Below are 15,187 nucleotides of genomic sequence, written 5' to 3' on the forward strand. Positions count from 1 at the left end.
GTCGGTGAATAGCTCTAGTCAATAGCGCCGTACGGCCAGCGGGCGCGGCGCTCGGGTGATTGTGTGGATCACATGAGCCTCGACGACGCGACGGTTCCCGGCCCCACCGTCGATCCCGCAAGTCCCCCGGGCGCGGCGGCCGCCGCCCGCCGAGACCAGGCCGTACGCGCCGCGATCGAGCAGGGGGTCGTCAGCGCCGAGAACCCGCTCGCCGGCCTCATCGACGTCACCGGCGTCCGCGCCGCCGCCACCGCCCTGCGGGCCGCCTTCGCCGGTGTCACCCCGCCCGGTACCCCCGTCCTGCACGCCTTCGCGGTCAAGGCGACCCCGCTGGTGCCCGTCCTGCGGCTGCTGCGCGACGAGGGGATCGGCGCCGAGGTCGCGAGCCCCGGCGAGCTGGCCATCGCCCGCGCCGCCGGGGTGGCGCCCGCGCACACCGTCCTCGACTCGCCCGCCAAGACCCCGGCCGAGTTGCGCGAGGCCCTCGCCCTGGGCATCGCCGTCAACGCCGACAACCCGCAGGAGCTGGCCCGCGTCGACGCCCTGGTGCGCTCGGCGCCCACCGGCTCGCCGCTCGGCGTCCGCGTGAACCCGCAGGTCGGCGCGGGCTCCATCGGCGCGCTCTCGACGGCGACCGCGACCTCCAAGTTCGGCGTGCCGCTGCGCGACGACGGCGCCCGCGAGTGGCTCGTCCAGGCCTACCTCGACCGGCTCTGGCTGACTCGCGTGCACGCGCACACCGGCTCCCAGGGCATCCCCCTCGACCTGCTCGTACGGGGCGTCGCGGCGGTGTACGAACTCGCCGAGGAGATCAACGCCCGCGCCGGGCGCCGCCAGATCGACACGATCGACATCGGCGGCGGCCTCCCCGTCAACTTCGCGTCCGACGAGGCGAGCCCGACCCACGGCGCGTACGCGCGCCTCCTCAAGGAGCGCGTGCCGGGGCTGCTCGACGGGCGCTACGGCCTGGTCACCGAGTTCGGCCGCTCGCTGCTCGCCAAACAAGGGGTGCTGCTCGCCCGCGTCGAGTACGTCAAGGAGGCGGGCGGGCGGCCCATCGCGCTGACCCACGCGGGCGTCCAGGTGGCGACCCGCACGGTGTACGCGCCCGAGTCCTGGCCGCTCAGGCTCGCCGCCTACGACGCCAAGGGCCGCCCCAAGCAGGGGCCCGCCGTCGGCCAGGACGTCGCGGGCCCGGCCTGCTTCGCGGGCGACCTGCTCGCCGCCGACCACCCGCTGCCCCGGCTCGAAGCGGGCGACCACGTGGCGGCCCTGGACACCGGCGCCTACTACTTCGCCCAGCACTACTCGTACAACAGCCTGCCCCGGCCCGGGATCCACGGCTTCGCCGCGCGGGCGGACGGCACGGTCGGGTTCGCCACCGTGCGCGCGCCGCAGCCGGTGGCGGAGCTGGTCGCGGAGGCGGGCGGCGGCGTGCCGGAGGCGCTGAACGGGTTGTGAGGGCCCGCCAAGGGCTCTGATGTTCCTCAACTAGGGCATCGTCCCGGCGTGTCACGGGCAAGAGATCCTTCCCAAGTGCCCGGTCACGTTCGGGGGAGGCTCGTGTGACGACTTCAGGAACGAGCGGTAGCACCACACAACCGGCCGAGGAGGAGCCCGGCCTGCGCCGGGTCCTCGGCCCCAAGCTGCTGATCCTCTTCGTGATCGGCGACATCCTCGGCACCGGCATCTACGCCACCACCGGCAAGGTGGCGGGGAAGGTGGGCGGCGCCCTGTGGGTGCCGTTCCTCATCGGCTTCGTCGTGGCGATCCTGACGGCCGCGTCGTACGTGGAACTGGTCGGCAAGTACCCCAAGGCGGCGGGCGCCGCGCTCTACACCCAGAAGGCCTTCAAGGTCCCCTTCCTCACGTTCATCATCGCGTTCATGGTGATGTGCTCGGGCCTGTCGTCCGCGAGCGCGGCCGCCCGCGCCTTCAGCGGGGACTATCTGAGCGAGCTGACCAGTGACGCCCTGCCGCCGACGCTCGTGGCGATCGCCTTCATCCTCGCCCTCGCCGCGCTGAACCTGCGGGGCGTGTCGGAGTCGGTGAAGACCAACGTCGTGCTGACCGTGGTCGAGCTGACCGGCCTCCTGATCATCCTCGCGATCGGCGCGTGGGCCGTGCTCACGGGGGACGGGGAGCCCGCACGCCTCACCGAGTTCGAGGCGAGCGGCTCCGGATACGCCCTGCTCACCGGGGTCCTCGGCGCCACCGCGCTCGGCTTCTTCGCCTTCGTCGGCTTCGAGGACTCGGTGAACATGGCCGAGGAGACCAAGGACCCCACCCGCACCTTCCCCCGCGCGATCTTCATCGGCGTGGCGGTGACCGGCACCATCTACGTCCTGGTCGCCCTGGTCTCCTCGCTCCTGGTGGACCACAAGACCCTGGAGGGCTCCAGCGGTCCGCTCCTGGAGGTCGTGAAGGCGGGCGGGGTCGACTTCCCGCACAAGCTCTTCGCGCTCATCGCCCTGTTCGCGGTCACCAACTCCGCCCTCATCAACATCATGATGGCCTCCCGCCTCTGCTACGGCATGGCCAACGAACGGATCCTGCCGCGCGCCATGGGCCGCGTCCTGGCCGGCCGCCGCACACCCGTCGTGGGCATCGCGTTCGTGTCCCTGCTCGCCATCGGCCTGGTCTCCACCGGGGAGATCGAGGGCCTCGGCGACACCACGGCGTTCCTGCTCCTGTGCGTGTTCGCCGTCGTCAACGTCGCCGTCCTGGTGCTGCGCAGGGACCCCGTGGACCACGACCACTTCCGCACGCCGACGGTCCTGCCCGTGCTCGGCGCGATCACCGCGCTCGTCCTCGCGAGTCCGCTCGCCGACCGCCCCGCCGACGTCTACATCCGCGCGGGCGTGCTCCTCGCCATCGGCATCGCCCTGTGGGCGGTGAACAAGCTGGTGATGAGGGCACGGGCGGAGGACTAGGCCGCACGACACCGACGCCGGACGGGCTGGGATCCAGCCCGACCGGCGTCGGTGTGCGTGGGGGGCGCGGCGGAGGACTACTCCACGACCGTCAGGCCCCGGCGCAGTCGTACCAGCGTGCGGGAGAGCAGGCGCGAGACGTGCATCTGGGAGATGCCCAGCTCCTCGCCGATCTCCGACTGGGTCATGTTCGCCACGAACCGCAGGGACAGGATCTTCCGGTCCCGCGGCGGCAGGTCGGCGATCAGGGGCTTCAACGACTCGACGTACTCGATGCCTTCGAGGCCGTGGTCCTCGTAGCCGATGCGGTCCGCGAGCGCGCCTTCGGAGTCGTCCTCCTCGGGCTGCGCGTCGAGCGAGCTCGCGGTGTAGGCGTTGGACGCCGCCATGCCTTCGACGACCTCGTCGTGCGAGATGCCGAGGCGTTCGGCGAGCTCGGCCACCGTCGGCGAGCGGTCGAGCTGCTGAGCGAGTTCGTCACCCGCCTTGGCGAGGTCGAGGCGGAGCTCCTGGAGCCGTCGCGGGACGCGCACCGACCACGACGTGTCGCGGAAGAAGCGCTTGATCTCACCGACGATGGTCGGCATCGCGAAGGTGGGGAACTCGACGCCGCGGCTCAGCTCGAAGCGGTCGATCGCCTTGATCAGGCCGATGGTGCCGACCTGGATGATGTCCTCCATCGGCTCGCTGCGGGAGCGGAACCGGGAGGCGGCGAACTTCACCAGGGCGAGGTTCAGCTCGACGAGGGTGTTGCGTACGTACGCGTAGGCGTGGGTGCCTTCTTCGAGGGACTCGAGCCGCTCGAAGAGGGTCTTGGAGAGGGCTCGCGCGTCGAGGGGGCCCACCTCGTCGAACGGGGGGATCTCGGGGAGCCCGGAGAGCGAGTCGGGCCGCTCGCCGGTGTGCGACTGGTCCGTCGCGGCCGGCGGCAGGGCTTCTTCGGCGGGGCCGGGGATCGTGGTCCGGGTGCGGTTCGGCGGGGGTGTCGACGTCGCTTGGTCAGTACGCGATTCGTCGAGCCGGGGTGACATGGTGTCCTCCATCGTTCTCGGCATATGGCTGCCGATGCCACTACGTGCACTGCGGTGTGCGGCGCCTCCATGGCCGTCCGGGTCGGGTGATGTCTCTTCTACCCCTACCCGCTTCCGGCGCGGAGTCGCAAGTGCGTTGCGTGGCGAAATGTCCGAATTCAGGAGGATGTTCGGGTACCCCGGGGCGTAGGGAAGGCGTAATGTTCAGGGGCGTCATCGCGCGTCACGGCGCGCGCCTGTAACAGCCCAACGGTCGGAAGAGAGTGACGGCATGGACCGCGGGACGGTCGGCAGCGCACACAGGGGCCGGCTTCTGGTCGAAGTCCGGAAAGAGGGTCGCAGCGCCGTCGTGACTCCGGCGGGTGAGCTCGATCACCACACCGCCGATTTGCTGCGCGAGCCACTCGAGGGCTGCGTCGACGAGGGGTTCTCGCGCCTCGTGGTCGACTGCTCACGGTTGGAGTTCTGTGATTCCACGGGTCTCAACGTGCTCCTGGGGGCCCGCCTCAAGGCCGAGGCCGCAGGGGGCGGCGTGCATCTCGCCGGGATGCTGCCGGTGGTGGCCCGGGTGTTCGAGATCACTGGTGCCGACGCCGTCTTCACCGTCCACGAGACGCTCGAAGCGGCGCTGGCCGACTGAGTCGGACCTCTCTGTGCGGGGTGAGAGGTGTGTGGGGGCGATGTGATGAATGACGTGAAGCGTTATGCGTCAGTTGTTGCTGTGTGACCAATGCGTTACCAGCGTCACACGGTTCCCACCGAATCCATGGGTGTTCGTCCGGTTCGGCCGGGCAGAAGTCACCCTGAATCCGGAGTCTGCCGTCGTCCGGCGGGCGCCGGACCGAACGGCAGACCAACGTCGGATCAAACGTCAGAAACGGCAAGCGGCCGAGGAGCGGCCGGGCGGGCAGCAGGCCCGCCGCCGGGCTCCCGAGGCCCGTCACTTGTCCAGAGTCCTCTTGTCGGTGAGGTGAAGTGCTGATGAGCGCCACCCGGCCTTACTCGCCGGGCGACAGCGGCCCGGAGCCGGAGGCCGCGGTCGCGGACGCTCCCGCGCACGCGGCAGGGCCCGGGTCCGGGGGCCGCCAGGTCCGCAGGCTGAGCCTGGACGGCGCGAGCGGCGTGGTCCCGCTCTCGCGGGACTTCACCCGTGAGGCGCTGCACGCCTGGGGCTGGCTGCCCGCGGCCACCGCCGACCGGCGGGCCGCGGCGGAGGACGTCCTGCTCGTGGTCTCCGAGCTGGTGACCAACGCCTGCCTGCACGCCGAGGGCCCCGACGAGCTCTGGCTGTCCTGCGACAACGGCAGGAAGGTGCTGCGCATCGAGGTCTCCGACCGCGGTGCCGGGCAGCCCGCGCCGCGTACGCCGCACCGGGCCGGGCGGCCCGGTGGCCACGGCATGTTTATCGTGCAACGGCTCTGTCTGGACTGGGGGGTTGTGCGGACCCCTGGGGAGACGGGCAAGACGGTGTGGGCGGAGCTGGGGGCGCCGGGCTAGCGCCCGCACCCGCAGCCGCAAGGGTTACCCACGGTTCACAGGGCGCGCCGGATCTCCACGGATCCGGCGCGTCCTTTGTCTTCCCTCGACAAGGTCCCCGGCGTACCTTGAGCGCCCGATCTGATGTGCCGTCAGCAAATCAGTGCGCGCGGCACGGATTTCGCCACCGGCATGAGGGGACAACGAGGTGCCGTACCAGAGGAAGCCCACCGCGCTCGCGCTCACCGCCGCCCTGGCCGGATCGGCGCTGCTGTTGACCGCACCCGCCGCACGGGCCGAGGTCCAGGACGTCGACTACCAGTGCAAGACGCCCATCGGGAACAAGGGCGCCGTCTCGCCGATCGACATCAAGAGCGTCAAGAGCGGCAGCGGCTACAAGCTCACGATGTCCTTCCAGAAGGGCGTCTCGTCCAGCCCCGTCGAGCTCGGCAAGGGCGCCATGAAGCCGAGCGCGCTCATCGAACTCGGCGGCGCGGAGAGCGGCACGGTGCCGGTGTCGGGCCCGCCGAACTCCGGGCCGATCCCGGCCAACACCCCCATCAAGATCAGCACCCTGACGGGCACCTACACGCCCAAGAAGTCCGGCAAGGTCACCTTCACCGCCGGGATCCTCACCATCAGGGCGCTCGGTACGACGACGACGTGTACGCCCGCGAACGACCCGAAGCCTTCGCTGACCCTGAACGTGAAGGGCGGCGGCTCGGCGCCGGGGTCGGACGGGGGCTCCGGCGCGGACTCGGGATCCGGGTCGGGCTCCGGTGACAAGTCCGGCGCCGGTTCAGGATCCGGATCCGGCTCCGGTGACAAGTCCGACGGCTCGCAGGGCACCGGGTCCGGCGGCGAGGACCTGCCCCAGACCGGGCCCGCCGACTCCGCGATCGCGCTCGGCACGCTCGGCGGCACGGTGCTGCTCGCGGGCGCGGCCGGAGTGCTGTGGCTGACGCGCCGGAACCAGGCGCCGCGCTGAGGGCCGGGACCCGGGCGATGCGGGCCACGCGGGCGCCGGTCGCGGCCGTCGCGCTGCTCGTGTGCGGCGCCGCGCCGGTCGCCCACGCGGCCGACGGCGCCTGGTCGCTCGCGCCCGCGGGCTCCGCGCGGCCGTCCCTGTACGCGGAGGGCGCCCCCGGTGCCGTCCTTGAGGACCAGGTGTCCGTCACGAACCGGAGCGCCGAGCCCCGCACGGTGACGCTGCGCGGCGCGGGCCCCGACGGCATGGAGCAGTGGTTCGCCTTCGCCCGGCGGAAGGTGACGGTCCCGCCGCGCACGCGTGCCGACGTGCCGTTCACGGTGGCGGTGCCGAAGGGGGCCGCGCCGGGCGACCGCTCGGGCGCGGTCGTCGCGCGCGGCGGCGGCAGGGACGCCCGGGTGTCCCTGCGCCTGCGGGTGGCCGGGCCCGCCCTGGCCGCCCTGACCGTGGAGCGCGTACGCCTCGACGCGGACGCGGGGCGGATCACGTACGAGCTGGTGAACCGGGGCAACACGGTGCTCGTGCCGCGCGTCGCGGTGCGGGCCGACGGCGTCTTCGGGGAGCTGCTCGACCGGGCGCCGCACCGGGTGCCCGCGCGCGTGGCGCCCGGGAGCCGGGTCGCGCTGAGCGAGCCGTGGCCCGGTGTGCCGTCGTTCGACGTCGTCGACGTGCGCGTGACGGCCACGGCGGCGGGCGGGGTGCGGGCCGAGGGGTCCGCGTCCGCGCGCCTCGTGCCCTGGCCCGCCGCCGCGGGGGCGGGCGCGGGTGCCGTCGCGGCGGCCGTCGCCGGGTGGTTCGCCGTACGTCACGTCGTACGCCGTCGCAGACGTGACGCCCGCCCACCGGAGGCGGAAACGGCGGAAACGGCGGAAGCGGCAGCAGCGGAGGCGGCGGAGCGGGAGCCGGTGGCCACGGGGACGGGAGACAAGCCGTGAACGTACAGCGGACGTGGCGGCGCGGCCACGCCGTCGTCCTGGCACTGGCACTGGCCCTGGCCTTCGCCCTGCTCGGGGCCACCGCCGCGGCGCCCGGCGCCGGGGCCGCCGACGCGCCGAAGCCGACGGTCACGCTCTCCAAGTCCCAGGCGGGCACCGGCGGCTCGGTCACCGTGACCGGCAAGGGGTGGCGGCCCCGCGCACTGCTCATGATGCTCGTCTGCGGGCAGGGCACGCCCGCCGCGGGGGTGCCCGGCGGCACCAACTCCTGCGCCAACGCCGAGGGCCGGGCCGTCACCACCGGCCGCGACGGCACGTTCCGCAAGCGGCTGCCCGTCGCCGAGCCGCCGAAGCCCTGCCCGTGCGTCGTGCACGTCGCCACGGTGACCGGCGAGAAGGCCGCCGTGGACGCGGCGTTCACGGTCGCCGGGCACCCGGTGAAGCCGCTGGCGAAGCCGCGCGGCGGCCGCCTCGCCGTGCTCGCCGACACCCGGCTCGACGGGTCGAGCGGCCTCCTGACGTGGTTCGGCTCCCCGCCCTCGCGGCAACTGGTGGTCACCGTCGGCAACATGGGCACCGCGCCGGTCAAGGACCCCGTCTTCCAGGTCGGCACCTCGCACGGCGTGTTCGCCCCGCAGTGGGAGGAGCAGCAGTGGCGGGGCACCATCGCGCCCGGCGCGAAGGCCAGGGTCAGGCTCTCGGTCGAGCTGCCCGCGGGCGCCCACGGCGACTACCTGGTCTCGCTCCGGTACGGCAGCGAAGTCATCGCCGAGCAGCCGTGGGGCGTGGGGCGGCCCTGGGGCGTGACCCTGTTCTGGGTGCTGCTCGCCCTCGTCGTGCCCGCGGCCGTCTTCCGCGTCGGCATGGTGGCCGTCGACCGGCTCCGGCCCGCCGAGGGGCGCGGCCGCCCGCCGGGCCGCCACCGCACGCGGCGCGTGGGCGCGGCCCTGCCGGGCGCCACCCGGCTCACCAAGAACGCCCTGCTCGCCAGGGCCGCGCTGCTCCGGAGGACGGACACCGCCTCCGACGACACCGCGCGCACCTCCCGGGACACCGGGTCCACCGGCCTGCCGTGGTTCACCCCGGACACCGATCCGGGCGCCGCGGCGGGACAGCTCTCCGCACCGTCCGACAACGGCCCCCCGACGAAAGGAAAGCCGTGACGAGGAAGCCGACGAAACGGAGCGCGAGGGCGGGTAAGCGGACCCCAGAGGGGACTCCACCCCGTACGAGAGCGGTCGCGGCCTCGGTCGCCCTCGCGCTCGGCGGCGCGGGCCTGGTCGTGTTCGGCGCTGCGGGCCCCGCGAGCGCCGCCGAGGTGGCGTACAGGACCGAGTGCGTGCCGCCGCCGATCTCCAATCTGCCGCCGGTGCACGGCACCACGAAGGTGGACGTGCGGGCGCCCGCGGAGGCGAAGGTCGGCGACGAGGTCGAGGTGGTGTGGAAGACGGTCGAGGCCGCGTCGAAGAACCCCGACATCCTCGACCTCGGCAAGGACACCGTCCTGCCGACCGGCACCGTCACGGTCGGCGGCGCCCAGAGCGGCGGCCTGAAGGTCGAGGGGACCCGCACCAACCCGCCCATCCCCAAGGGCGGCGCGATGGTCCTGTCCGACATGAAGGGCAAGCTGAAGCTGACCGCGCCGGGGGAGGTGACGCTGACTCCGGGCGCGTACGACATCAACGTCGACAAGCCGATCTCCACGGACACCAAGTGCAAGCCGGAGGAGGCGGTGAAGGCCGCCGCGACCATCAAGGTGACCGACGGCGGCGGCACGTCAGGGGGCTCATCGGGCGGGTCGTCGGGCGGCTCGTCGGGTGGGTCGTCCGGTGGGTCTTCCGGTGGGTCTTCCGGCGGTACGACGTCAGGGGGCTCGTCCGGGGGCACGACCTCGGGCGGCGGTGACAGCGGGGGCAGTTCGGGCGGCTCCGCGGGAGGCTCCTCCGGCGGCGGTGACGGCCAGACCGACTTCGTCGGCAAGGAGGTGCAGGTCCCGTACGAGTGCAAGACGCCGATCGGTGACAAGGAAGCCACCTCGCCGGTGCGGATCGACGCCCGGAAGGACGGCGGGACGTACGGCCTGACCGTGCGGTTCAAGAAGTCGGTGATGGACAGCCCGGCCGACATCCCCGCGGGCGCGGTGAAGCCCTCCATGGCCGTGCGCGTCGGCGGCGCCGACAAGGGCACCGTCGCCGTCGAGGGCCCCGCCAACAAGGAGCCCATCAAGTCCGGCGCCCCGATCGCCGTCCCGAATCTGACGGGCACCTACAAGCCGGGCGCCGACGGCAAGTCGACGCTCTCGCCCGGCGTCCTCGTCGTGAAGGCCCTAGGCACGACCACCACGTGCACGCCCGCGAAGACCGGGGTGTCCCTGGTGCTCGACACCTCCGCGCAGCCGGGCGGCACGGCGGGCGGCTCAGGCTCCGGGTCCGGCTCCGGCTCCGGCTCGGGCTCCGGCGGCGGCTCCGCGGGCGGCGCGCCCGGTGACGCGTCCGGCGGCGGCCTCGCCGACACCGGCGCCGACGACAACGGCGCGCTGCGGGCGCTCGGCCTGATCGCGGGCACGGCGATGCTGCTTGGCGGCGCGGTGTTCACGTTCCTGCCGCGCAGGCGCGGGCGGCTGCGCTGAGCTCAACGGCCGCGGCGCTTCGCGCGGTCCCGCAGCCACCTCAGTACGTCGGCGGCGAGGCCCCGTTCCTTCAGGAGCGGGCCGCCGTGCGACGAGCCCGGCAAGGTGCGCACGGTCACGTCCCGCAGGCCCGCGCGGCGCTGGACGGCGGCGAGGTCGGCGGAGTGCGCGGGCGGCACGAAGTCGCCCGCCGAGTGCACCAGGTACAGCGGCGCGTCCCGCGGGCCCGACGCGTGCGAGGCGGCCGACAGGTCGCCCCACCGCTCCCAGCAGAGCCGCCCGGCGCGGTCCGGGTCGCAGCCGGCGAGACGTTTCGCCGCCCCTGCGAGGCCCCGCCGCACGGCAGGGGCGCCGGGCCTGGTGCCGTCGCGCCAGGCCCGGTACGGCGAGGCCACGGGGGAGAGGGCGACCACGCCCCGGGTGTACGCGCGCCCGTCGCCGTAGGCCCCGACGCTCACCGCGAGGTGCCCGCCCGCCGACGAGCCGAGGAGCAGCGGCCGGGCCGCGCCGGGGCCCTCGCGGCGGGCGATCCAGCGCAGCGCGGCGAGCACGTCGGCGCGCTGCGCGGACCACACGGCGTCCGACGAGAGCCGGTAGTCGGCCTCGTACACGGTGAAGCCGCGCGCGGCGAACCACCGGGACCAGCCGCTCCAGTCGGTGTCGCGGGCCCAGGAGCCGCCGTGCAGGAGCACCAGGGCCGTGCCGCCCGCGCCGTGCACGGTCACCGTCTGGCGCGGGTGCGGGCCGTAGGAGTACGCGCGTCCGGGCTGCTCGCGGGCGGGCGTGTGCGAGGCCTCGGCGGCCGCGCTCGACGACAGGAGCGTGCCGCACAGGGCGAGGGTCAGGAGCGTACGACGTACGGTCATGGCCCGATGCTGCACCGGCCGCGGCCGCGCGGCCCGGAGAAAGCCCGAGGGCCACCGCACCGGGTGGTGCGGCGGCCCTCAGTTCGTACGCGGGGGAGGCGTGACTAATGAACGTCGCCCATGAGCGCCTTGACCTTCTTGCGGTACATGAACACCGCGACGGCCGCGATGACCGCCATCGTGGCCTCCATGGCGACCACGCCGGACTTGTTCAGGTCGACGCCCGCGATGGACAGCAGACCCGTGGTGCAGTCACCGGCGGTGACGGCGAGGAACCAGACGCCCAGCATCTGGGAGGCGTACTTCTGCGGGGCCATCTTCGTGGTGACCGACAGACCGACGGGGGAGACGCACAGCTCACCGACGGTGTGGATGAAGTAGATCGCGACGATCCAGTACGCGCCGACCTTGTCGCCGTCGCCCGCCATGGACAGCGGGATCAGGAAGACGAAGAACGAGACGCCGACGATGAAGAGACCGGAGGCGAACTTCACGACCGAGTTCGGCTCCTGGCCGCGCCGGTTGAGCGCCAGCCAGATCCAGGCGACGACCGGGGCGAGCGCCATGATCAGGACCGGGTTGACCGACTGGAACCAGGAGACCGGGAAGTCGAAGCCGAAGATCGAGGTGTCGGTGGAGTTCTTGCCGAACAGGGCCACGGTGGACGCGCCCTGGTCGTAGATCATCCAGAAGATGGCGGCGGCCACGAAGAACCAGATGTACGCCGTCATCTTGGACTGCTCGGTCTCGTCCAGGGACTTGTCGCGCTTGATGCGCGTGAGCACCCAGATCGGGATCAGCAGACCGGCGACGGTGATCGGGACGATCGCCCAGTTCAGGGTGTAGACGTCGGTGGCGACGGCGACGCCGTAGAAGACGACGGCGGCGATGATCCACAGCATGGCCTTGCGCAGCAGGCCCATCAGCTCGGCGCGCGGCACCGGCTTCGGCACGACGCTGCTCTGCGGGCTCAGGTGGCGGCCGCCGAGCAGGAACTGGATCAGGCCGAGGCCCATGCCGAAGGCGGCGATGGCGAAGCCCAGGTGCCAGTTGACCTTCTCACCGACGGTGCCGATGGCCAGCGGGGCGAAGAAGGCGCCGAGGTTGATGCCGATGTAGAAGACCGTGAAGCCACCGTCGCGGCGCGGGTCGTCCGGGCCGTTGTAGAGGTGGCCGACCATCGTGGAGATGTTGGCCTTCAGGAGGCCGGAGCCGATCGCCACGAACACCAGGCCGAGGAAGAACATCGCCTGGCCCGGCAGGGCGAGCGTGAGGTGACCGAGCATGATCACCAAAGCGGCTATGGTGATCGTCTTGCGCGGGCCCCACAGGCGGTCCGCGAACCAGCCGCCCGGCAGGGCGAGCAGATAGACCATCGCCATGTAGATCGAGAAGATCGCCGTGGCGGTGGCGGCATTCATGTCCATGCCGCCGGGCGCGACCAGGTACAGGGGGAGCAGGGCCTTCATGCCGTAGAAGCTGAAGCGCTCCCACATCTCGGTCATGAAGAGAGTGGCCAGGCCGCGGGGGTGGCCGAAGAAGGTCTTCTCGGAGCCAGGAGTGCTGGCCGAGTCCTTCGTCAGGCTGGACGCCATGGGTCGATCCTCGTGGTGTCGGGACGCGCGTGACGAAGCCGTCGTGGGCGCGCCCGGTGGGGGCGGTCGGCACCGGCGCCGGACCGTCCACACCCCACGCCTGCGAGGGGATCCGGTCCGCTGGGCGGAGCACGGGAGACGGCGACACCGAGATCCACACCCCGGACGCATCATCGCGAGCGGGGCCCGACCACAGGTCATTCCTTCCAGGCTGGTTGCTCACCAGCCGACACACAGAAGAGACCCTTGGCGCGCAATAGCGGGCCAAAGGTCCTTGAGTAGTGCTACAGGCGTCTCGCCACCATACGCCACGACAGAGCGCGATTTGGAAGGACTTGAGACATGGATCACAGGTGACTCAGGAACCAATGGAACACATTCCAAGGTGTCCGCTAGATGTATCCAAGGATCGCATCCTGGATTGTGATCTTCCGGTCCGGTGGAGCCGTCCCGGACGGGCCCGCGGCGGCCGCCGGGCCCGCACCCGGCGATCACCCTTCGACGGCTGTCCGCAGCGGACTACCATCACCCCATGACCCGTGTACTGCTCGCCGAGGACGACGCGTCCATCTCGGAGCCGCTGGCCCGCGCACTGCGCCGCGAGGGCTACGAGGTCGAAGTGCGCGAGGACGGCCCCACCGCCCTCGACGCCGGGCTGCAGGGCAGCGTGGACCTGGTCGTGCTCGACCTGGGCCTGCCCGGCATGGACGGCCTGGAGGTCGCGAGGCGGCTGCGCGCCGAGGGGCACACGGTGCCGATCCTCATCCTCACCGCGCGCGCCGACGAGGTCGACACGGTCGTCGGGCTCGACGCGGGCGCCGACGACTACGTCACCAAACCGTTCCGGCTCGCCGAGCTGCTCGCCCGGGTCCGGGCCCTGCTGCGGCGCGGCGCCACGGAGCCGGCGCAGCCGCCCGCCACGCACGGCGTGCGGATCGACGTCGAGTCGCACCGGGCCTGGATGGGCGAGGAGGAGCTCCAGCTCACGGCGAAGGAGTTCGACCTGCTGCGGGTGCTCGTCCGGGACGCGGGCCGGGTCGTCACCCGGGACCAGCTGATGCGCGAGGTCTGGGACACGACGTGGTGGTCCTCCACCAAGACGCTCGACATGCACATCTCCTGGCTCCGCAAGAAGCTGGGCGACGACGCGGCGAACCCCCGCTACATCGCCACGGTCCGAGGAGTCGGCTTCCGCTTCGAGAAGTCGTAGCCGCCTTCTGACCCGGATACGGGCGGGGCACGTGCCCCCCGCTGTGGGCAATCGTCCCGCCGGGCGGGACGGGTGGGCACAGCGCCGAGGTGCCGAGCAACCGGAACACGAGGCCCCGCCCAGGCCAGGGCAAGGGCCGGGCGGCACCAGCCCCCCGTAGGGGAGGGGCACACTGGTCAGGTCCGTCCCCCTGCCCGGCCGGAGGGCCCCGTGCGTCGTCGTCTCATCAACTCGACCCTCGCAGTCGTACTCGTAGTGATCGCCGTCTTCGGCGTCTCACTCGTGATCGTCGAGACCCGCACGATCAGCAACAGCGCCCAGGAGCGCGTGAACTCCGAGGCCGTCCGCCTCGCGAGCATCGTGGACAGCCGCCTCATCAGCGACGAGCGGGTCAGCGGCGCGATCCTGCGGGAGCAGGTGGACACGGACCGGTACGCCCGCATCGACATCCCCGGCCGCGCCCCCATCGAGGTCGGCACCCGCCCGACGGGCGACGTCATCCGGGCCACGGAGGACGGCGAGGAGGGCGAGAAGGTCACCGTCGAGGAGCCCCGCACCGCCGTCACCCAGGAGGTCGGCCGCACCCTGCTGATCATCGGCGGCGTGGCCCTGCTCGCCATCGTGGCCGCGGTCCTGCTCGCCGTACGCCAGGCGAACCGCCTCGCGTCCCCGCTCACGGACCTCGCGGAGACCGCCGAGCGGCTTGGCTCGGGCGACCCGCGCCCCCGCCACCGCCGCTACGGCGTGCCGGAGCTCGACCGGGTCGCGGACGTCCTGGACTCCAGCGCGGAGCGGATCGCCCGCATGCTCACCGCCGAGCGCCGCCTCGCCGCCGACGCCTCGCACCAGCTGCGCACCCCGCTGACCGCCCTCTCCATGCGCCTGGAGGAGGTCGCCGTCACCGACGACCTGGACACGGTGAAGGAGGAGGCGACGATCGCGCTGACCCAGGTGGAGCGGCTCACCGACGTCGTGGAGCGGCTGCTCACCAACTCCCGCGACCCGCGCACCGGCTCCGCGGTCTCCTTCGACCTGGACGAGGTGATCAAGCAGCAGCTGGAGGAGTGGCGCCCCGCCTACCGCAGCGCGGGCCGCGCCATCGTCAGCTCCGGCAAGCGCCACCTCCAGGCCGTCGGCACGCCGGGCGCGGTCGCCCAGGTCCTGGCGGCGCTGATCGAGAACTCACTGATGCACGGCGGCGGCACCGTGGCCCTGCGCACCCGCGTCACCGGCAACCAGGCCGTCATCGAGGTCACGGACAGCGGCCCGGGCGTGCCCGCCGACCTCGGCGCGCGGATCTTCGAGCGCACCATCAGCGGCCGCAATTCGACAGGGATCGGCCTCGCCGTGGCCCGGGATCTGGCCGAAGCGGACGGGGGCCGCCTGGAGATGCTCCAAGGGAAGCCGCCGGTGTTCGGCCTGTTCCTGTCCCGTACGCCGGTCCACAGGGAAGACCGCCACGAGGGCGAGACCGTGCGCTGAAGCCGCCGGGTCGCACCGCCGCACGGACCCTCGTCGGCGCAG

13 protein-coding genes are annotated in these 15,187 nt (G+C 72.6%); 10 read left to right on the forward strand and 3 right to left on the reverse strand.

The features are described 5' to 3' along the window. Nucleotides 1–72: 72 nt before the first annotated feature. Both IG74_RS0109225 and IG74_RS0109230 read left to right on the forward strand, forming a co-directional pair. Nucleotides 73–1,461: a diaminopimelate decarboxylase gene (locus tag IG74_RS0109225; protein ID WP_051854726.1), complete on the forward strand. Its 1,389-nt coding sequence runs from the start codon at nt 73–75 to the stop codon at nt 1,459–1,461. Nucleotides 1,462–1,565: 104 nt separating this feature from the next. Then, on the forward strand, nt 1,566–2,933 hold the full coding sequence (locus IG74_RS0109230; RefSeq protein WP_030672606.1) for an APC family permease: 1,368 nt from the start codon (nt 1,566–1,568) through the stop codon (nt 2,931–2,933). Nucleotides 2,934–3,010: 77 nt separating this feature from the next. Here IG74_RS0109230 and IG74_RS0109235 read toward each other — a convergent pair whose 3' ends face one another. Further along, nucleotides 3,011–3,976 carry an RNA polymerase sigma factor SigF gene (locus tag IG74_RS0109235; RefSeq protein WP_420709872.1) on the reverse strand — a complete coding sequence of 322 codons (966 nt, stop codon included), beginning with the start codon at nt 3,974–3,976 and terminating at the stop codon, nt 3,011–3,013. 259 nt (nt 3,977–4,235) lie between these two features. Between IG74_RS0109235 and IG74_RS0109240 the strand changes: the two genes are divergently transcribed. The 6 genes from IG74_RS0109240 to IG74_RS0109265 all read left to right on the forward strand — a co-directional run bounded on the left by IG74_RS0109240 (nt 4,236) and on the right by IG74_RS0109265 (nt 9,992). After that, the gene (locus IG74_RS0109240) at nt 4,236–4,604 is read left to right on the forward strand and encodes an STAS domain-containing protein (RefSeq protein ID WP_030672612.1); all 369 of its coding nucleotides are present in this window, start codon (nt 4,236–4,238) and stop codon (nt 4,602–4,604) included. Nucleotides 4,605–4,945: 341 nt separating this feature from the next. Beyond that, entirely contained in the window at nt 4,946–5,461 is a 516-nt protein-coding gene (locus tag IG74_RS0109245) for an ATP-binding protein (protein WP_030672615.1), read from the forward strand. Nucleotides 5,462–5,648: 187 nt separating this feature from the next. After that, nucleotides 5,649–6,428, forward strand: coding sequence for an LPXTG cell wall anchor domain-containing protein (locus IG74_RS0109250; RefSeq protein ID WP_030672618.1), 780 nt, complete (start codon nt 5,649–5,651; stop codon nt 6,426–6,428). A 17-nt stretch (nt 6,429–6,445) separates the two neighbouring features. Next, nucleotides 6,446–7,363, forward strand: a complete 918-nt coding sequence (locus tag IG74_RS0109255) for a hypothetical protein (RefSeq protein WP_030672622.1) — start codon at nt 6,446–6,448, stop codon at nt 7,361–7,363. Then, entirely contained in the window at nt 7,360–8,526 is a 1,167-nt protein-coding gene (locus tag IG74_RS0109260) for a hypothetical protein (RefSeq protein ID WP_030672625.1), read from the forward strand. Before IG74_RS0109255 ends, IG74_RS0109260 begins: the two co-directional genes overlap by 4 nt. Nucleotides 8,527–8,639: 113 nt before the next feature. Then, nucleotides 8,640–9,992 carry a hypothetical protein gene (locus IG74_RS0109265; protein ID WP_030672628.1) on the forward strand — a complete coding sequence of 451 codons (1,353 nt, stop codon included), beginning with the start codon at nt 8,640–8,642 and terminating at the stop codon, nt 9,990–9,992. 2 nt (nt 9,993–9,994) lie between these two features. Here IG74_RS0109265 and IG74_RS0109270 read toward each other — a convergent pair whose 3' ends face one another. Both IG74_RS0109270 and IG74_RS0109275 read right to left on the reverse strand, forming a co-directional pair. Beyond that, on the reverse strand, nt 9,995–10,858 hold the full coding sequence (locus IG74_RS0109270) for an alpha/beta hydrolase family protein (protein ID WP_037824884.1): 864 nt from the start codon (nt 10,856–10,858) through the stop codon (nt 9,995–9,997). A gap of 104 nt (nt 10,859–10,962) precedes the next feature. Further along, nucleotides 10,963–12,453 (reverse strand): peptide MFS transporter, encoded by a 1,491-nt coding sequence (locus tag IG74_RS0109275; RefSeq protein ID WP_030672635.1) that lies wholly within the window; start codon nt 12,451–12,453, stop codon nt 10,963–10,965. A 532-nt stretch (nt 12,454–12,985) separates the two neighbouring features. On the opposite strand from IG74_RS0109275, the gene IG74_RS0109280 reads away from it, so the two are divergent. Both IG74_RS0109280 and IG74_RS0109285 read left to right on the forward strand, forming a co-directional pair. Continuing rightward, nucleotides 12,986–13,663 carry a response regulator transcription factor gene (locus IG74_RS0109280; RefSeq protein WP_016644465.1) on the forward strand — a complete coding sequence of 226 codons (678 nt, stop codon included), beginning with the start codon at nt 12,986–12,988 and terminating at the stop codon, nt 13,661–13,663. 210 nt (nt 13,664–13,873) lie between these two features. Next, the gene (locus IG74_RS0109285) at nt 13,874–15,145 is read left to right on the forward strand and encodes an ATP-binding protein (protein ID WP_030672644.1); all 1,272 of its coding nucleotides are present in this window, start codon (nt 13,874–13,876) and stop codon (nt 15,143–15,145) included. Nucleotides 15,146–15,187 lie beyond the last annotated feature (42 nt).

It is taken from the genome of Streptomyces sp. NRRL B-1347 (assembly GCF_000720325.1).
Taxonomy (GTDB): Bacteria; Actinomycetota; Actinomycetes; order Streptomycetales; family Streptomycetaceae; genus Streptomyces.